A 17853-nucleotide genomic window follows, 5' to 3' on the forward strand; every position below is an offset into this window, starting at 1 on the left:
GCACACGGCCCGCCGCGAGATGGTCTGGCTCCGGCACCGGGGTGCGATCCCCCGGCGCAAATTGTCGGGAGCGCTGTTCGCCCGGCGTCTTAGCAGTTGATAAAACGCTATGCTTTTTGGAACGGTTAGTACCCAAGGCGCCTTGTCCTCTCACAACCTGCAGGAACTGGGTTTTTCCAGGGACAAGGAATGGTGGCTCAGTCCTGGATACGACCAGGCCGGAAAACGGATCAACCTGGAGCTCCAGGCCGAAGTGGGCAGCCTGAGGCTTACCAGGTACTAGTTGGAAGAGGGGTATCAGGCCATTGACTCAAGGTGAACCCCCAGCCCGTCCCCCCCACGGCCTGCGCCGCCACATAGTCGCGCTGGCATGGCCTGTGGCAGCGGAGATGGCCCTCCAGACGGCAACCCAGATGGTGGACATGGTTATGGTGGGGCGCCTGGGTCCTGAGGCCATCGCAGCGGTGGGCCTGAGTTTCCGCCCCGTGTTCATACCCTATGCGGGAGTGCTGGGCTTCGGCGCCGGGGTGGCCGCGGTCATCGCCCGGCACATTGGTGCCGGGGAGCACCGCCAGGCATCCCGGGCAGCCGCCCAGGCCATCCTCTCCTTCGCCATGGTAGCCGTAGCCGTTTCCCTTGGCTTCTTCATATGGGCCACCAGGATAATGACCCTCATGGGCGCCACCGGTGAAGTGGTGGACATGGGCCGCCTCTACCTCTGGGGCCTCTCCCCCGGCCTGGGTTTCTTGTTCCTTGCCCTCACCATGACCTTTGCGCTAAGGGGCGCTGGGGACACCAAGACCCCTCTCAAGGTAAACGCGCTGGCCAATGTCCTCAACGTGTTTTTGAACTGGGTTCTCATCTTCGGGCACCTGGGCTTCCCCGCCCTTGGACTCCTCGGAGCCGGGCTGGCCACCAGCATAGCCCGGACCATGGCCGCCATAAGCCTTCTGGTATTCATGCTCAGGGGCAGCTCGGGACTGAACCTCCTGGCAGCGGACTTTGCCCGCCTGGATACGAATGTCATCCGCAGGATGCTGAGGATAGGGCTCCCAGCCATCGTGGAGAGGCTGAACCTCAGCACTGCTCAGGCAGTTCACCTCAGGATTGTGGCGGCCCTGGGCACGACCGCGGTAGCCAGCGCGACGGTGGCGTCCATGGTCGAGTTGATCTCCTTCATGCCTGCCATCGGGTTTTCCGTGGCGGCCGCCACCACCGTGGGCCAGTCACTGGGTGCCTCCCAACCCGAAAGGGCCCAAGCCTACGCCTGGGAATCCACAAGGGTCTGCGCCGTATTCATGGGCTTCATGGGGCTACTTTTCGGCCTTTTCCCCGGTATCCTGGTGAGGGCCTTCACTGGCGACCCTGTTGTAGCCGGGCAGGGAGCTATGCTCCTCAGGATAGTCGCCTTCTCCCAGGTCTTCACCGGGATCGGCCACACCCTGGCCGGGGCCCTCCGGGGCGCAGGGGACACCAGGACGGTCTTCCTGGTAACTGTGGCAGCCTCCTGGGGCGTGAGGGTAGCCATGGCCGCCCTCATGGTGCGAATGGGCCTCGGGCTCACTGGGGCTTGGATAGCTATCCTGCTCGACTGGATTGTTCAAGCTGCGGGGACAGCGTGGTTCTTCAGGCGAGGCAAGTGGAAGGGGATGGTTCTGTGAAATTGCTGGACACCCGTATATTGACGTACCTGTTCCTGGTGGGAGCACCCATCACCTGGGGTGGCTCCTTCGTGGCGGGAAAGGCAGCCGTGCAGGAGATACCCCCTTTTGCCCTGGCTTTCATCCGCTTCGCCGCCAGTTCGCTGATCCTGGTGCCATGGGTCCTCCGCAAGGAAGGGAAGAAGGCCCTGCCTGGCAGGAAGCATATCCCTCTCCTTGTCTTCCTGGGCTTCACAGGGGCGTTCCTCTACAACATCTTCTTCCTCTACGGCCTGAAGTTCAACCCAGCTGGTGAGAGCTCCCTGGTCATAGCCACAAACCCCATTCTCACCACCATTGCGGGAGCCCTCTTCCTCCGGGAGAGGCTCACAGCCATCCAGGGAGTAGCTCTGGCCCTGGCGTTCCTCGGAGCCATGATCACAGTGACCAAGGCTTCACCCTCCATGCTCCTGTCCGGGGGGATAGGGCCCCACCAGCTCCTCCTGTTCGGGGCCCCAGTGTGCTGGGCCGCCTTCACAGTGGCAGGGAAGAAGGCCATGGCCCACTACTCCCCCGTGACCTCCGTGGCCTACACCTGCGTGGCAGGCACCCTGTTCTTCCTGCCCTTTGCCATTCCCCAGATCTTTGGCACACCTTGGGCCCGCCTCTCACTGGTAGCCTGGGGCTCTCTGGTCTACCTGACCATCCTCGTGACGGTGCTGGCCTTCGTCTGGTGGTACGCAGGGGTTGAAAGGCTAGGGGCAACCCGGGCTGCGGTCTTCGTCAACCTGGTGCCTATATCAGGCATGATCACGGCAGCCGTGCTCCTGGCGGAGCCCCTCCTGCCAGTACACATTGTTGGGGCGGCCATGGTTATCGGGGGTGTTATACTCAACCAGAGGGCGGTCTAGATGACGGCATAACCCCGGAACAGAAGTTATTCATAGCCTGCACCTATCGTGCGTCCAAGCAACTCTTTCTCATGTTATACTTGAGGTGTCAACCGTAAACTTGAGCGAGGTGACGGGACTGGTGTCGAATAGGGCTCGTGACTGGTTGCGGCAATCTGCCCGAGACCTGGAGCAGGCCGAGGACTCCCTGCGGGCAGGACGTCATGAGTGGGCCTGCTTTGCCGCCCACCAAGCTGCGGAGAAGGCAGCAAAGGCCTTGCACCTTCATCTTGGCCAGGAAGCCTGGGGGCACGTGGTTGCCAAGATCCTCTCCGAACTGGGCACCCATTGCGCAGTCCCGCAACACCTTATTGAAAAGGGCCGTGTGCTTGATAATTTCTACGTTCCCTCCCGCTATCCCAATGGACACGTTGAGGGGGCCCCTTTTGAGCACTACGGGCCCATCCAGAGCAAGGAGGCGCTGGACTTTGCCCGTGAGATCGTTGAGTTCACCCGTGTTCACATGGCCTGATGCACAGTCTGTTGAAAAAGCGATAAGGCGCTGGGCTGAAGAGATCATCGATAAGTTCAAAAATATTGTTCGATTGGGCTACTTCGGATCATACGCCCGTGGTGACTGGGGGGTGGGCAGTGATCTGGATCTCGTGATTGTGGTGGATGAGTCTCCCGTTCCCTTCATGGAGCGAGGAGTGAAGTTTGACACCACCGGGCTGCCCGTTCCCGTCGATCTTCTGGTATATACGGTTCAGGAATGGCAGGCTCTCCCACGAACCAGCCCGCGTTTTGCTGACTCTCTGGCTCGGGAAGCAGTGTGGGTATACTGCACCTAGATCCCTCACCGCGTTTTCGACGCTCACACCAACGCGACCTACTGGCTTAACCGCGGCCCTTCGGGTGTTGAACTGCTATCTTCGCACTGTAATCCGTCCGGCTCAATGGCCAGTCAAGAATCCAGCACAAGTCGTTCCTGCGAATTTGTCTCCAGGGGGAGGCTCCTCGTATAAGGTCGACAGAGACAAGATGGACTTTGCGGGAGACAGCCGCCTTTCGCGCCTACCAGGGGAGACTGGCACATCGCCAAGACGTGACCATGCGGAAGCGGGGAGACTCGAATGGTCACTTCGTGGTTCCCTTCGTATCCGGTACATAGGGGTTGAACGGCTGGTGGCCACCTGGCTATAAGAGCCTCAGGGTCTAGATGATGCCCATCACCGCCTGGGCTATGCTGACGGAGTGCTGGTTTATCCGCAGGAGCCCGTAGATGAGGTCCATGTGGATCTCACTGGTGTCCCGGCTGACTGCCACATCCTCCTGGATACGCAACACATGGGTATAGCGCAGCCGCTTCTCCAGCCTTGCCACCAATGGCTGGTCCTGGATAACCCTCCTAGCCATGCCAGTGTCCCCATCGGCCAAGGCGGAAATGGCACGGTCGAACCCCGCCTCAACCTGGTGGTACATGTCTTCTATTTCAATCCATCCCTCCCTGGACAGATCCATGCCCCAGTCCTGGGTCTTCCGGGAGATGCTGGCCATCTGCATGCAGGTATCCCCCAGGTGCTCCAGGTCATTGGAGATGTAGAGGAGTTTCACCCCCTCCAGGGAGGCCTCAGGCGCCAGCCCCTTCTGGGAGAGCTGGGCGAGGTATGTCACGATGGAACGATAAAGGACATCCAGGGTATGCTCGGTCTCCTCTGCCCTGGCCATGAAGCCCGGATTCCCCGATCGCAGTATGGGGATAAGAGGGGACATGAGGTTCCGCCTTACCAGGTCCGCCATGCGAAGAACCTCCTTCTTCACCTGGCCCAGCGCAACTTCGGGAACATCCAGAACCCCCTCGGACAGGTACAGGGGCACAGGCCGCTCCGCCGGAACCCCGGGGAGGATCCACCGCACCAGGCGGGAGAAGAACGGCGACAAGGGTAACAGCACCACCAGTACTACCAGGTTGAACCCCGTGTGAGCGTGGGCCACCTGCCTCGCCGGGTCACTGGTACTGAAGCGGATCACCTGCTCCCAAGGCCCCAGGAGAGGCAGCACCAAGAGGGCCCCGAACACCTTGAACAGCACATTGGCCAGGGCCATTCGCTGGGACTCCCGGGAACCGGCCAAGCTTGAGACCAAGGCGGTTCCCGTGGTACCCACGTTGGCCCCGACTATCAAGGGCAAAGCCCCTGCCAGGCTGATCTCAGCGTGGATGGCCAGGGCCATTACCAGCGCCACGGTGGCAGCGGAGCTATGCGCCAGCGCGGCAAAGACAGCGGCTGCCAGTATGGCCCGGATGGGGTTGTTGGACAGGCCCACAAGGACCTCTCTGAAGAAGGGAAGGGACCTCATGGGTTCCACCGCGTCCAGCATCAGACCCATCCCATAGAAGATCAGGCCCGAACCCAGTATCACCGAACCCAGGTTGGCCATGCGGGCCCTGCGGGCGAACACCCTGAGTACCACCCCTGGGACCACCAGGACCAGGGCGTAGTCCGTAACACGGAAGGCGATGAGCTGGACTGCCACGGTGGTGCCCAGCCCGGATCCCAGCAGGACCGCCAGGGTCTGGCTGGTCGTGAGGAGGGATGCCTTCACGAATCCCACCAGCATAACGCTGACTGCGGTGCTGGACTGCATGAGAGCGGTCATGAGAAAGCCCAGCGCCACACCGGCGATGGGCCACCTGGCGGTGGTTTCGAGAGCCATCTTGATGCGGGTGTGCGCTACCCTCTCCAGGCCACTGGCGGCCACATGCACACCGTAGAGGAGAAAGCCCAGGCCTCCCGCCAGGAGCATCACAACGCCGAGATCCATCGCTCTCCCCTCCCTAGCGCACCCTCCGGGCCCTCTTCGGCATGAAGGGACGGCGTTCCCCAGTGACCTTAAAGTGTGCCATCTCCGCGATGTTCACCGAATGATCCGCAGCTCGCTCCAGGTACCTGGCAACCAGAGCCATCTGGGAGGCCATCTCCACCCGGGAAGGGTCTGCCTTCATGACATCCACCATCTCGGCCTGGGTCTCGTAGAAGTACCGGTCCACCCTGTCATCAGCCCCGGCGACCTGAAGGGCAAGATCCAGGTCACTCTGGATGTAGGCGGTCATGGCGTCCCGGAACATCCCCTGGACCGGTTCAGCCATCTCCAAGACCTTTCCCGGGGGTGCCTCCCAGCCCTGGGCCTCGCTCTTCTGGGCAACCTGGGCAATGTTCACGGCATAATCCCCAATGCGCTCCAGTTCCTTCACTATCCTAAGCACCGAGGCCAGCACCCTGAGGTCCGTGGTAGTAGGCTGCTGCAGGGATATTACCTCCAGGGCCCTCATCTCTATGGCATGGTCCACCTCGTCGATGTTGTCATCAGCCTTGATGACACCCTGAGCCACGCCTGCGTTCCCTTTCTCCAGGGCCTCCATGGCCAGGGCAAGAGAACGGGAAACCTGCTTGGCCATGTCCACGAGGTCCTCTTGGATCTCTTCGATGGCCCTGTCATAGAAACTTGGGCACTCCCCGTAGACGTCCTTCATGCCCCTACCCCCCTTTGGCCCAAGGCTATCCTTCACTTATTCTAATCTTCGAACACCATTCCTGTCACCTTGAGCCCCGCGGGAATTCCAGGAAGGCTGCCCCCTTCACACAAAGCCATGGGCCCCCGGGAAGGGGGCCTCTCCAGGTAGCCTCTTCTTGGTGTTCAACACCCTTCAGCGTAGCTTGAAGAGGGACGATGACCGGAGCCTATACACCTTTATACACCTTCACACACCCCATCCTAGGGAAACCCCTTATCGCTTTGGTATCCAGTGCATTTCCATGATAGCACCGTGTTCACCTCGCACACAGACGAGAGCCGTGGATGAGCATGGGAAAGTTCCCCTCCAGCATCCCGGCGAATACCTCACCCAGGGCAAAGAGCCCCAGCCTCCCTAGGGGAAACCCCCTGGCCTGTAACCAAGCCCACTCCTCCTTCATATACTGGCACTGCCAGGTTGACGTAAGCCGTGGCTAAACCATTGAACCTCTGAGGGATTGGGGTGTCATCTGGGCGATGTGGGCCTTGAGAATACTGGTAGAAGACCTTCATGTAAGACTTCCGGAGGATCAGGGGAAAGGGTACGCCGGCGCAGCCACCCTGGGGCACCCCGGGGAGCACGGCATTCACGGCGCCTTGGTGTACCAGGGCTCCTTGCTGAGTTCCAAGGTGGCACAGGGCTGGCCGGCCCTGCGCCACACCAAGGCGCGGAAGGATGAGTCCCTGGAGATAAGGCCCATGTGGAGCCTTTCTCCATCCCGGGCTGCCCTCTACAGGCTTCTCATCCAAGCGGGCCCCCTCCTGGTGGTCAAGGGAAGGGCCCTCCGGCAGCACCAGGGGGCTATTAGCGCGCACCCCCAGGCCATAATCCCCCGGGTGGCCGTGGGTGTCACTGACGCTGAGCATGTCATGGTGGCCGCCCGCGACTCCACCATTTGGGGCATGGCCTGCTGGATGAGGGACCTCGGGTGCGTTGATGCCATGGCGGGTCCTTCGGGCCCCGCCGCCTGTTTTATGGTGGATGGCCATAAGGTCTACGGTGACGGAAGCCCCACGCTGGGAGCGCTTGCCTGGACGCGTCACGAGATCCTGGTGAGTCCGGGGGAAGCCCTCGCGGACCCGGGCCTTAACTACCGCCTCACTCAGAACTTCGATGCCAGGGAGTTCTCATGTCCCCACTGCTCCCGCGTGATGCTCTCCAAGGGGTTTGAGGACCTTGTCCTGCGCCTGCAAGCACTCCGCTCGGATCTTGGCCGTCCAGTCATCATCACCAGCAGCTACCGGTGCCCAGAGTACAACGGGACCCTTCCAGGCGCCGCCAAGAACTCCCTTCACATGAAGGGAATGGCCGCAGATATAAGGGTGCCGGGAATGAGCATTAAGGAACTCACCAGGAGGGCAATGCCCTTCTTCGAGAACGGCGGTATTGGAGTATACCAGGGTCACCTCCACGTTGACGTGGGCTCCAAGCGACGCTGGTAGGCAGGAGTGACAAGAAGTGGACATGGATGTGGGAAGGGATATGCCCGCTGTCCTGGTGGTCATGGGGGTCGTCCAGCTGGCCAAGGCGCTGGGCTTCCCCTCAAGGTTCAGCGGCCTCTTGGCGGTGGCCCTGGGCCTGGTAATCAGCCTGGGCTACACCTACTTTTCTGAGACGCCGTGGTTTACCACCCTCATAAGGGGGCTGGCCGTTGGGCTAAGCGCCACAGGTCTCTACAGCACAGTGAAACACGTCCTTGGCCGGTGAGGCGCTGGCCCCGGGTGCGGCTTCAGCCCCCGGGATCTTCGAGTCCGGCGATGTGCTGGGCCATCTCCGGGGCCAGCACCGTATAGCGCTTGACGTTCCCATAAGACACGGTCTCCACCCCAGCCCGTTCCCGGGAGTGACTCCACACCGTGATCCTTGCACCTCCATCCATTTCCAGGACCACCCGGGTGCCCACCGGCTTGCCCGGGTACCGCACCGGGTCCTCGCCCATGTTGAACAATGTGATGAACTCGGTGATCTCCTCCCGGGAGAGGGCAGCCTCCCTCCCACCTGCAAGCACGAAGGCACGCTGGGCGTTCCGGGGTATCAAGAGCTCGTGAGTGCAGAAGAACTCCCCACCCCGGGTCACCATGAGGGTGGCGACAGCCAGGAAGAGCAATATGAAATGGTTTCTCGTCAAGCCAAGGACCTCTCTTTCCCCATCACAACCTGTGCTATAATGGATGCGGCAGTCTCAGGAGGCAAAAGCCAGGTTGAAACCCTATATCATGGTACTCACCGCCGGAGTGCTCTGGGGTTCAGGCTCCCTGTTTGTCCGGCTCTTGCAGCTGCAGGGTCTCCAAGCATCCCTCATCGTCCTCATGAGGGCATCCATGGCCTGGGCCATCCTGGGCCTGTGGATACTTCTTTCCCAACCTCGCCTACTGCGCATACAGCGGAGGGATATCCCCATCTTCCTGGTGCTCGGCTTCGTGGGCCCCGCCCTGTCCCAGCCGCTCTTCATAACCTGTGTCACCCTGACCAGCGTAGCCCTGGCAGCCCTCATGAACTACACGGCCCCGGTGTTCGTGGCCATCCTGGCCCGGGTCTTCCTGAAGGAACCCCTGACCCCCCGGAAGATCACGGCGGTGGTCCTCACCGTGGTGGGGCTTGGGCTCCTGACAGGGGCATGGGGTGCCCTCTTCCGCCAGGGCCTCAACCTGTCCTGGCTGGCCCTGGCCACCGGCCTGGGTTCCGGGGTGTTCTACGCCATCTACACCCTGGTCCTAAAGGGGCTCGCCCCCCGGTATCACCCCGCCGCCGTGCAGTTCTCCACCATGAGCGTCGCCCTGCCCTTCCTCCTGGCCTACGCTGCCTTCAGCCTTGAGGGCCCACCTGTCATTCCCACGGGCGCGTGGCCGGCGGCCATGGCCAACGCTATACTTCCCGGGACGGTAGCGTTCCTCTTGTTCACCGGGGGCATCCGCCACATCCAGGCGGGCAAGGCCTCCATCACCGCCACGATCGAGCCCATCGCCACAGCCATCCTTGGCCTAGTGTTCCTGGACGAGGGCCTGGGGCCCCTGGACATCCTGGGCATGGCCATGGTATTGTGGGGCATCGTACTGGCGTCCCGGCCAGAGAGTCAGGAGTCCACCCTGCCAGGCCCGAGCCCCTTGAGATGACAGGTGTCATTCACCCTGCGTACCCAGAACTCCTCGTCCCCGAAGTCCAGGACGTTGATGCAGGCGGTATCCTGCCTGATTCGCCAGAATGACTCGAGTCCCGCCCCCATTGCCTTGAGGAGGAGAACCTTTATAACCACCCTGTGGGAGACCGCCATGACTCGGCCGTCCCTGTGCTCCCGGGCTAAGGCTACCAGGCTCGCCCAGGCCCGGCCAGCCACCTCTTCCAATCTCTCGCCCTGGGGAAACCGGACATCCTGGGGCCGGGACCTCCACTCCTCCATCACACCAGGAAACCGCCGGCAGGCCTCCTCTTTGGAAACCCCCTGCAAGACGCCGAAGTCAATGTCCCTCAGGCCATCCACGACCCTAGGCTCGGGTCCCCCCATCTCCCCGGCGGCAATGGCTGCGGTCTCCATGGCTCGCCCCACAGGGCTGGTCAGGATAGCAGTAAGACCATCACTGATCCCGCCTGCGATGGCCCTTGCCTGTTCCCTTCCCATCTCATCAAGGGGCACCTCGGCCATCCCCCGGAAGACCTTGTCCCGGTTCCACTGGGTCCTGCCGTGCCGTACCAGGTAGATGCGGCCCAAGTGCAAACCCTCCCCCGTGTGGCTAATATCGCAGTATTCTCCCTCCACCACTGGGATCCCCTCCATACCGGGCGAAGTCCAGGAGGGAACCAGGGGGATGTGGTGGAAATCTCATGCCAGGCCTCTATGGCCAGAACTTCGCGGAGGGTGATGCGGGTATGAAAATAGGGCCTGGAACCCGGGTGGGCCCCCTGCTGGATAGGTATCCATTTCTCGTTGAGGTACTCTCGGAACATGCGCCTGAGTTCAGGAGGCTCAGAAACCCCCTGATGCGCAAGACCTTCGCACGGGTGGCCACACTGGCCAGCGCCGCCAGCCTGGCCAAGACAGACCTGGGGAGGCTCCTGGAGGCGGTGGCCAGGGCCATCAGGGAGAAAACGAGCGAGGCCGTGGAGGTGGAGGGCGGCCAACCCGCCATCACCCAGGAGCGCATGGATATCCTCAAGGGCATCATCCGGGACCTTCATGCCGGGGTTCCCGCCGAGGAACTCACCGCCAGGTTCTCCCAGGCCGTGGGGGACTTCTCTCCCACCGAGATCGCCGAGATGGAACAGCAGCTGGTTGCCGAAGGCCTCCCGGTGCAAGAGGTGAAGCGCCTGTGCGATGTCCACGCCGGGCTGTTTCGCACCTCCCTGGATGAGCAGGAGCCCGTTGAGGTCCCGCCTGGGCATCCCGTCCATACAATGCGCCTGGAGAACCAGGCCGCCGGTATAGTGGTGAAGGGAATCCGCAAGACCCTGGAGGAAGTGGGGAAGCCCCCTTCCCGGGCCAATCTGGATTCCCTCAGGTCCCGCCTGGAGGAAGACCTGGAACGCCTCGGCCAGCTGGACAACCACTACATGAGGAAGGAGTACCAGATCTTCCCGATCCTCGAAAGGTACGGGGTGGACGCGCCTCCGCAGGTCATGTGGGCGGTCCACGACGACATCCGCCAGCGCCTCAAGGCTGTCCGGGAGTACATGGGGAAGGGAGACGCCTCAGCCTTCGTGGAAGGCGCCGGGGAACTCCTCCAGATGGTGGAAGAGATGTTCTTCAAGGAGGAGAAGATCCTCATCCCCATGTGCATGGACGTGTTTACCGAGGCCGACTGGGCCAGTGTAAAGGAGGGCGAAGGGGAGTTCGGGTTCACCCTCATCACCGCCGCCCAAGGATGGAAGCCTGGCCCCGAACCCGGGGACGGGGCGGCACCCCCCGCCCGTGAGCCCATGCCAGGGGAGAGCGAGGACCTGCTGGCGCTGCACACAGGCAGGCTTACCCTGGAGGAGATCAACCTGGTCTTCCGTTACATGCCCGTGGATGTGACCTTTGTGGACGAAAACGACGAGGTGAGGTTCTATTCCGAGGGGGAAAGGGTGTTTCCCAGGAGCCCAGGGATCATCGGGCGCAAGGTGCAGAACTGCCACCCCCCTGACAGCGTCCACGTGGTGCAGCGCATTCTTGATGAGTTCCGGGATGGCTCCAAGGACGTGGCGGAGTTCTGGCTCCAGCTGAAGGGACGTTTCGTACACATAAGGTACTACGCCGTGAGGGATGGTCAAGGCCGTTACAGGGGCACCCTGGAGGTGAGCCAGGACGTCACCGGGATAAGGGGACTGGAGGGAGAGCGAAGGCTTCTTGACTGGTAGATGACCCCTCAAGACCAGGGGCCTCCCAGGCATCGGGGCACTCCACGCCCGTCGTCCCCTGGCGGCAGGATCGTGGCCCTAACGGGCCCGGGAACCTCATGCTGCGCTCCTCCGGAAGAGGTAGGCTGCCAGGGCGCCGGAGAGCACCGCCAGGAGCGCCAGGGCGAAAATGCCGGTGAGGAGCTCCCTGGCCTCCCACCCCACCAGGAAGAGCGCCCTCATGGGCCCCACTGCGTAGGTGAGGGGGTTCGCCCGGGTAACCTGGGCAAGCCAGCCCGGGAGCATTGAGGCCGGCATCATGGCACTGCTTGTGAACACCAGGGGCAGGGTGAAGAAGTTGATCACAGCCATGAGGGCATCATGGGAGTGGATGACCGCGCCGAACGCCAGGGAGATCCCGGCGAACACCATGGTAAGGAGCATCGCCAGGAGCACCAGCACGGGGACTCCCAGGGGCCCCGCGGAGAACTTGACGTCCAGCGCCATGGCTATAAGGAAGATCACCACGGACTGGAAACCCGATTGCACGCCGATGGCCAGCATCTTGCCGTATACCATTGACGCCCTGGAGATGGGAGCCGCCAGGAGCTTCTGCAGAAAGCCCATCCTCCTGTCCCATACCACGGACAGCCCCCCATATATCCCGGCGAACAGGGTCACCATGACTATGACCCCTGGGGCCATGTAGTCCAGGTACCTCCCAGCCGGGAACCCGGGTACCCTGGCGATCTGGCCGAAGAGGTTCCCCACCAGCGTGAGCCAGATGACCGGCTGTACCAGCGACAGGAGGATCCGTACCCTCTGTCCCAGGAAGTGCTTGAGTTCCCGCCATGCAACCCACCAGGTATCATGGAAAAAGGTGCCCATCATCGTCTCGCCCTCTTCAGGGCCATCGAGGTCCGGAGGAAGTCCCCTCCCTCATCATGCCTGAGCGCCCTGCCAGTGTAGTGAAGAAACACATCGTCCAGGGTGGAACCCCTCAGGGCCATGGAGAGGACATCCTGCCCAAGGTTTACTACGGCCGTGAGGATTTGTGGCACCGCCGTCTCGCCATCCCTGACCGTCAATCGAAGGGACCCGTTTTCAATCTCCACCCTCTCCACGAACTCTAAGGCTCCCAAGCCAGCAACCACCTGGGACATGTCGCCGCTCACCCTCATGGTTACCATATCCCCGCCAACCTGGGCCTTGAGGTCCCCTGGGGTTCCTGAGGCCACTATCGTGCCACCGTCGATGATGGCCACACGGTCACACAGGGTGTCCGCCTCCTCCATGTAGTGGGTGGTAAGGAATACGGTGATGTTCTCAGACTCCCGGAGCCGGACTATGTAGTCCCAGATCCTTCGCCTTGTCTGGATGTCCAGGCCCAGGGTAGGCTCATCCAGGAAGAGAACCTTGGGACGGTGGATCAGGCCCTCCGCGATATCCAGGCGCTTCCGCATGCCCCCGGAGTACGTGCTCACAAGGTGGCCGGCCCTGTCCTCCAGCTCCACCATCCTGAGCACCTCCCGGGAGCGCAAAGCCGCCTCCTCCCTGGTGAGATGGTAGAGCCTGGCCTGCAAAAGGAGGTTCTCCCGGCCGGTGAGGGCATCGTCCACCGCTATGTCCTGGGAAACGAAGCCGATGGACTGCCGCACCCTGGAGGGGTGGGTGACAATGTCCCAGCCAGCCACCTGGGCTCTCCCGGACGTGGGCCTGATGAGGGTTATGAGCATGTGGATGGTCGTGGACTTGCCAGCACCGTTCGGACCGAGGAACCCGAAGATCTCGCCCTGGGACACACTGAAGGAGACACCCTTTACCGCCTCGATGCCCCCGCGGTACCTCTTCTTGAGGTCCATAGCCTCGATTATGGCCGCCAATACCTTGACTCCTTCCCCTGTCCAGGCAGCCCAGGTTGCCTCATGCCCCAGCGTTCTCAAGGGGAGAGCGGCTGGGATCTCCTATTCATATCTCAAGGCATCGATGGGATCCATCTTCGCGGCCTTGCTCGCGGGGTAGACTCCAAAGAGCACCCCCACCCCGGCGGCGAAGAGGAACGCCAGTACCACGGACTGGACGGATATGAGGGAGGGAAGGCGAGCCAGCCTTGCCACAACGCTAACCAGGCCGCCCCCAACAACGATCCCTACCAAGCCTCCTACCCCCGAGAGCACCACAGCCTCCACCAAGAACTGGTAGAGCAGGTCTCTCCGCCGGGCCCCCAGGGCCTTCCGGATACCGATCTCCCTGGTGCGCTCCGTAACTGATACCAGCATGATGTTCATTATGCCGATACCCCCCACCAGCAGGGCCACTGCGGCGATGCCCGCCACCACGTTTGTCATTATGCCCGTGACACTCTGGGCTACCGCAATGACTTCGTTGAGGCTCTGGACGGCGAACCTATCCTCACCAAAACGCTTCTCTAGGACCTCCAGGATGACCTCCTTCACCTCGGGCATGGATTCTGGGGTCATAGCCTGGATGAACACGACATCCAGCCGCTTCTCGCCCAGGAGCCGGTGCAGGGCGGTGTAGGGCACGTAGATCCTGTCATTGGCGGTACGGTCCGCGAACATGCCCCCCTCGTCCTCCTCCAGCACCCCGGTGACGGTGAACCTGATGCCGTCCATGTACAGGGCCTCCCCCACGGGGTTTCTGCCGTCGAACAAGTCCTTGGGCACATTGCTGGCCACCACCGCAACCCTGCGGGAGCCTTTCTCCTCTTCCCGGGTGAAGAACCTTCCCTGGGAGATGCTCAGGTTTCTCATGTCAGCGAAGGAATGGCTCACGCCCGAGGCTGAGGTCGTCTTGGAGGTGGTGCCAGCCTTGAGGGTTACCGTCCGCATGTTCTCAGGGGTCACGGCGGCGATGTAGGGTGAAGACGCCTGCAAGGCCTCCATGTCCCTGGTCTCCATCCATTCCATTCGTTCCCAGTGCAGGCTCTCGTTAAGGTCTTGGGGAAACACCCACAGGAGGTTAGAGCCTAAACCCTCTATTTCCCCCAGTATCATGGCCTGCCCTCCCTGGGCTATGGCAACCACAGCGATGACAGCGGCCACGCCAATGACAATGCCCAGCATGGTCAGGAATGCCCTCAACCTGTTTGCCCAGATGCTGTCCAGGGCCACTCGCAGGCTCTCCTTGAGGTTCATGGCTTCACCACCTCGTCGGACACCTTCTGGCCGTCCCGGAAGCGAACCTGCCGCCGGGCCAAGACGGCTATTTCCGGGTCATGAGTCACTACCATCAGGGTTTTACCATCTGCGTTCAAGCTGGTTAGAAGGCCCATTATCTCCTGGCCCGCCTTGGTGTCAAGGTTTCCCGTGGGCTCATCCGCCAGGATAAGCGCGGGCCGGTTCACCAAGGCCCGCGCTATGGCCACTCTCTGCCGCTCCCCGCCGGAGAGCTCATTGGGGCGGTGACGATGCCGGTGGCCCAGTCCCACCCTCTCCAGGGCCTCCATGGCCCGCTCGAGCCGCTCCCTTGGCGGCAGCCCAGCATAGAGCATGGGGAGTTCCACATTCCGCACGGCGTTCATCCGGGGCAGCAGGTTGAAGGTCTGGAACACGAAGCCCACCTCGCGGTTTCTAACCCTGGCCAGCTCATCCGGATCCAGGCCGTTTACGGGTTTGCCCCGGAGAAGATAGTCCCCCCCGGTGGGCGTATCCAGGCACCCCACGATGTTGAGGAAGGTGGACTTCCCCGAACCTGAGGGGCCCATGATGGCAACAAACTCCCCCTCGGATACCTCAAGGTCCACCCCGTCCAGGGCTCGCACCTCAGTGCCACCCAGAGTGTAGACCTTGCTCACTCCCCTGAGACAGATCATTCCTTATCCCCCTCAGGAGCCCAAACGCGAGCCCCGTCCTTCAGGGTTCTGAGGGTCCCCTGCGGGCCCACCACGACACTCTCTCCTGCCTTCAGGCCGCTGGCAATCTCGGTCCGTGTGCCATTAGCGGCGCCCACCTCAACCTCTCGCTCCTTGGCCACACCCTCCTCGATAACAAACACAACCTTCTTCCCGGCGATATCCCGCACGGCCTCCAGGGGCACCGTGACATGGGCCTCCACCCTGGCATGGATGAGGTCCACATCCACCGACATGCCCGGCTTGAGCAATCCTTCGGGGTTCTCTATGTCCACCTCTACTATGAAGTTGGCCACATTCCCGTCTCTCTGGGCCGTGGGGGATATCCATGACACCTGCCCCTTGAACTCCCGCCCGGGGTAGGCCTGGGTGGTAACCCTGGCCGCCTGCCCCACGCTGACTGAGGCGATGTCCAGCTCATCTACCTTGGCCTTGACCTTCACCATTAGGGGGTCAGACAGCTCTGCCAGGAGCTGCCCGGCTGTGACCTGCTGGCCGTCGCCGGCATGCACCGCCAGGACAACCCCGTTGATGGGGCTTAGCATGTCAGCCTTCTCCAGGTCTTCCCTGGCCTGCTCCGCCTGGACCTCAGCGGCCCTGTAGCTGGCCCTGGCAGCCTCCATTTCCTCAGGGCTCACCGTTACCCGCTCTGCGTTGATCCGCGCCATCTCGTAGTCAGCCTGGGCACGCTCCCAGGCGCGCTTCGCATCGATGAACTGGTCATCCCAAGGGGGCCACCGGTGGGCATCATCAAAGGCCTCCTTGGCCACGGTAAGGGCGATTTCCGCCATGGCCAGGTTGATCTGGGCCTCCTCCGATCCCTGCCTGGCCCTGGTAGACAGGGCCGTCAGGTTCGCCCGGGCTGAAGCCAGGGCGCTCTCCATAGAGACCTTGCGGTCGATGAGGTCCTGGAGGCGGTACCTGGCAAGCACCGAGCCCTCCTGCACCATGTCTCCTGCTTGCACCGCCACGCTCTCCAGGATGCCAGCCATGGAGGCCCGGGCCTCCACCATGCCTGCGGCCTCAACCTCTCCCGTGGAGAAGGAACTAGACTCGATGGTGGCAGGCGAGGCCGCCTCCACCATGACCTCGGTGCCTGATGCCGCCCGGGTCCTCCACATATTCCCGTACACGATTAGCGCCAACACCGTGAGGGCCGCCACGGCAACAAGGACTCCTTTGAACCTCCCAGTCAACTTTGGGAAACCTCCTTTGACTCTACACCCCAGGCGTAGGCACGAACCTCTTCATAAGAAGGAAGGAAATCACCGCATACACCAGGTACAGCGCGATTATGACCTTGGCGGACTTCTTCATGGTAAAGGAGTTGAAGGCAGCGTAGCCCACAATCATCACGTATAGGCCCCACCACACGAAGGGGTCCACGAAGGAGAGCAAGCGGTAGAGCGTGGACCCCGCCTGTTCCCTGGGGAGTATCAAGGCCAGGCTGGTTGTGATGTTCTGCATCTCCTGAGCCGGAGTCGCCAGGCCGATAACCGTCACAGCCAGGCCCTTCAGGAGTGAAGGCATCTGGGCGTAGGCCACCAGGGACACCAGGCCCCTAAAAGGGGCGTCACCCTCAACGAACTGTCCAATAAGGAGGAGGGCCAGGGCAATGGCCAGGGGGATCGCCACCGCCGTGAAGATGGCCCCGGCAGGGGCTCCCCAGGTGATTGCCTTCAGCGCGATCTCCACCTGCTCGGCGGGGACGGCATCTCCAGCCAGCTCTATCTGGTGCATGGCAAGTTCCCTGATCTTGGGCAGGGTGACGATGGCGTAGACACAGTTTACCAGGGCCAGCGTGAGCAGGGGCACTAGCACAAATGGGGTCTCCTTGAGACACCCGAACGTACCGCGAGGGTCCAGCATCACTCCGGGCACGGCCTTCAAGGCTGCGGTCGCTCCACGGGACATATTAATACCTCCTTCAATCTGCGTTGGGCCGGGCTCGGCAAGGGGGGAAAACCTCCCTGCCTCCGGTACTCTCACCTATTATGTGAAGCCGGGAACAGGGAAAGGTCCGGCGCAACCGTATCACAACTCAATCCTTTCTGTGTTGATGGACCAGACCAACCCGGAGGCGACACCAGTTGGCCTGGCCCAGGACACACCGGGGAAGTCCCCTTACTCAGGGTCGTGCTCGCCGGCGTCGCCGGGCGTCAACCCCTCCTCCTCCATCGCTGTGGCAACCTCGCCGAGGAGGGCCATGGCACCCTCCATCGTCTTCCTGAGGAGGCCTACAGTGGCCATGGCGAGCCCCTGGTCCAGGTCTCCGAACACCAAGAGCTTCGCCCCGGGCTTGATCCCGAAGTCGCGCCTGGCACCGGCCGGGATCACTATCTGGCCTCGCTCGCTCACGGTAGCCGAACCGTAGAACTTCTTTCCCTTGCTAGGCTCCATCTTCTACTCCTCTTGGAACATTTTAAGGTTTATGATCTCTCGCTCGCCAGCGTTCATTCCCAGGTTCTGCAAAATGTCGCTGTCCGCATTGACCTTGCCTTCAAGGCTTTCTTCCGCAGGATCAAAACCGGGGAGAAGCCCGGCTATCCCCGCTTTCGTGGGAAA

At 62.0% G+C, this 17853-nt stretch carries 21 protein-coding genes and 1 pseudogene; 10 read left to right on the forward strand and 12 right to left on the reverse strand.

The features are described from left to right. Positions 1 to 109: 109 nt before the first annotated feature. From AB1576_03710 to AB1576_03730, 5 genes are all read left to right on the forward strand, one after another. On the forward strand, positions 110 to 283 hold the full coding sequence (locus AB1576_03710) for a hypothetical protein (protein ID MEW6080881.1): 174 nt from the start codon (positions 110 to 112) through the stop codon (positions 281 to 283). Positions 284 to 305: 22 nt separating this feature from the next. Beyond that, the gene (locus tag AB1576_03715) at positions 306 to 1661 is read left to right on the forward strand and encodes an MATE family efflux transporter (GenBank protein MEW6080882.1); all 1356 of its coding nucleotides are present in this window, start codon (positions 306 to 308) and stop codon (positions 1659 to 1661) included. Next, the gene (locus tag AB1576_03720; GenBank protein MEW6080883.1) at positions 1658 to 2551 is read left to right on the forward strand and encodes a DMT family transporter; all 894 of its coding nucleotides are present in this window, start codon (positions 1658 to 1660) and stop codon (positions 2549 to 2551) included. The genes AB1576_03715 and AB1576_03720 overlap by 4 nt, the downstream gene beginning before the upstream one ends. Positions 2552 to 2672: 121 nt before the next feature. Continuing rightward, on the forward strand, positions 2673 to 3062 hold the full coding sequence (locus AB1576_03725; GenBank protein MEW6080884.1) for a HEPN domain-containing protein: 390 nt from the start codon (positions 2673 to 2675) through the stop codon (positions 3060 to 3062). After that, positions 3025 to 3381: a nucleotidyltransferase domain-containing protein gene (locus AB1576_03730; protein MEW6080885.1), complete on the forward strand. Its 357-nt coding sequence runs from the start codon at positions 3025 to 3027 to the stop codon at positions 3379 to 3381. The genes AB1576_03725 and AB1576_03730 overlap by 38 nt, the downstream gene beginning before the upstream one ends. 364 nt (positions 3382 to 3745) lie before the next feature. Here AB1576_03730 and AB1576_03735 read toward each other — a convergent pair whose 3' ends face one another. The 3 genes from AB1576_03735 to AB1576_03745 all read right to left on the reverse strand — a co-directional run bounded on the left by AB1576_03735 (position 3746) and on the right by AB1576_03745 (position 6504). Next, entirely contained in the window at positions 3746 to 5353 is a 1608-nt protein-coding gene (locus tag AB1576_03735) for a Na/Pi cotransporter family protein (protein MEW6080886.1), read from the reverse strand. A 13-nt stretch (positions 5354 to 5366) separates the two neighbouring features. Continuing rightward, on the reverse strand, positions 5367 to 6062 hold the full coding sequence (phoU, locus tag AB1576_03740; GenBank protein MEW6080887.1) for a phosphate signaling complex protein PhoU: 696 nt from the start codon (positions 6060 to 6062) through the stop codon (positions 5367 to 5369). Positions 6063 to 6360: 298 nt separating this feature from the next. Next, the gene (locus tag AB1576_03745; GenBank protein ID MEW6080888.1) at positions 6361 to 6504 is read right to left on the reverse strand and encodes a hypothetical protein; all 144 of its coding nucleotides are present in this window, start codon (positions 6502 to 6504) and stop codon (positions 6361 to 6363) included. Positions 6505 to 6589: 85 nt separating this feature from the next. Between AB1576_03745 and AB1576_03750 the strand changes: the two genes are divergently transcribed. Both AB1576_03750 and AB1576_03755 read left to right on the forward strand, forming a co-directional pair. Then, on the forward strand, positions 6590 to 7546 hold the full coding sequence (locus AB1576_03750; protein ID MEW6080889.1) for a D-Ala-D-Ala carboxypeptidase family metallohydrolase: 957 nt from the start codon (positions 6590 to 6592) through the stop codon (positions 7544 to 7546). 16 nt (positions 7547 to 7562) lie between these two features. Further along, positions 7563 to 7811, forward strand: a complete 249-nt coding sequence (locus tag AB1576_03755; GenBank protein ID MEW6080890.1) for a hypothetical protein — start codon at positions 7563 to 7565, stop codon at positions 7809 to 7811. A 22-nt stretch (positions 7812 to 7833) separates the two neighbouring features. Here the strand turns inward: AB1576_03755 and AB1576_03760 are convergent, their stop codons facing one another. Continuing rightward, complete coding sequence (locus AB1576_03760) at positions 7834 to 8232, reverse strand: hypothetical protein (protein MEW6080891.1); 399 nt, start codon at positions 8230 to 8232, stop codon at positions 7834 to 7836. 73 nt (positions 8233 to 8305) lie between these two features. Here AB1576_03760 and AB1576_03765 point away from each other — a divergent pair, with 73 nt between their 5' ends. Further along, the gene (locus AB1576_03765) at positions 8306 to 9217 is read left to right on the forward strand and encodes an EamA family transporter (GenBank protein MEW6080892.1); all 912 of its coding nucleotides are present in this window, start codon (positions 8306 to 8308) and stop codon (positions 9215 to 9217) included. On the opposite strand, the gene AB1576_03770 is transcribed toward AB1576_03765, so the two are convergent. Next, the gene (locus AB1576_03770) at positions 9178 to 9810 is read right to left on the reverse strand and encodes a histidine phosphatase family protein (protein MEW6080893.1); all 633 of its coding nucleotides are present in this window, start codon (positions 9808 to 9810) and stop codon (positions 9178 to 9180) included. The two genes, AB1576_03765 and AB1576_03770, sit on opposite strands and share 40 nt — an antisense overlap. 113 nt (positions 9811 to 9923) lie before the next feature. Here AB1576_03770 and AB1576_03775 point away from each other — a divergent pair, with 113 nt between their 5' ends. Continuing rightward, positions 9924 to 11435, forward strand: coding sequence for a DUF438 domain-containing protein (locus tag AB1576_03775; protein ID MEW6080894.1), 1512 nt, complete (start codon positions 9924 to 9926; stop codon positions 11433 to 11435). A gap of 96 nt (positions 11436 to 11531) precedes the next feature. Here the strand turns inward: AB1576_03775 and AB1576_03780 are convergent, their stop codons facing one another. From AB1576_03780 to AB1576_03810, 7 genes are all read right to left on the reverse strand, one after another. Continuing rightward, positions 11532 to 12305 (reverse strand): ABC transporter permease, encoded by a 774-nt coding sequence (locus AB1576_03780; GenBank protein ID MEW6080895.1) that lies wholly within the window; start codon positions 12303 to 12305, stop codon positions 11532 to 11534. After that, positions 12302 to 13297 (reverse strand): ATP-binding cassette domain-containing protein, encoded by a 996-nt coding sequence (locus AB1576_03785; protein ID MEW6080896.1) that lies wholly within the window; start codon positions 13295 to 13297, stop codon positions 12302 to 12304. The genes AB1576_03780 and AB1576_03785 overlap by 4 nt, the downstream gene beginning before the upstream one ends. Positions 13298 to 13378: 81 nt before the next feature. Further along, positions 13379 to 14572 carry an ABC transporter permease gene (locus AB1576_03790; protein MEW6080897.1) on the reverse strand — a complete coding sequence of 398 codons (1194 nt, stop codon included), beginning with the start codon at positions 14570 to 14572 and terminating at the stop codon, positions 13379 to 13381. Continuing rightward, on the reverse strand, positions 14569 to 15249 hold the full coding sequence (locus AB1576_03795) for an ABC transporter ATP-binding protein (protein ID MEW6080898.1): 681 nt from the start codon (positions 15247 to 15249) through the stop codon (positions 14569 to 14571). Before AB1576_03795 ends, AB1576_03790 begins: the two co-directional genes overlap by 4 nt. After that, positions 15246 to 16484: an efflux RND transporter periplasmic adaptor subunit gene (locus AB1576_03800; GenBank protein MEW6080899.1), complete on the reverse strand. Its 1239-nt coding sequence runs from the start codon at positions 16482 to 16484 to the stop codon at positions 15246 to 15248. The genes AB1576_03795 and AB1576_03800 overlap by 4 nt, the downstream gene beginning before the upstream one ends. A 22-nt stretch (positions 16485 to 16506) precedes the next feature. Further along, positions 16507 to 17202 (reverse strand): YIP1 family protein, encoded by a 696-nt coding sequence (locus AB1576_03805; GenBank protein MEW6080900.1) that lies wholly within the window; start codon positions 17200 to 17202, stop codon positions 16507 to 16509. A 210-nt stretch (positions 17203 to 17412) separates the two neighbouring features. Then, positions 17413 to 17688, reverse strand: a complete 276-nt coding sequence (locus tag AB1576_03810) for an AbrB/MazE/SpoVT family DNA-binding domain-containing protein (protein ID MEW6080901.1) — start codon at positions 17686 to 17688, stop codon at positions 17413 to 17415. A 51-nt stretch (positions 17689 to 17739) separates the two neighbouring features. Here AB1576_03810 and AB1576_03815 point away from each other — a divergent pair. Beyond that, a pseudogene (locus AB1576_03815) lies at positions 17740 to 17853 on the forward strand (RNA-guided endonuclease TnpB family protein).

This window comes from Bacillota bacterium (genome assembly GCA_040754315.1).
Classification (GTDB): Bacteria; Bacillota; Sulfobacillia; order DUSP01; family JBFMCS01; genus JBFMCS01.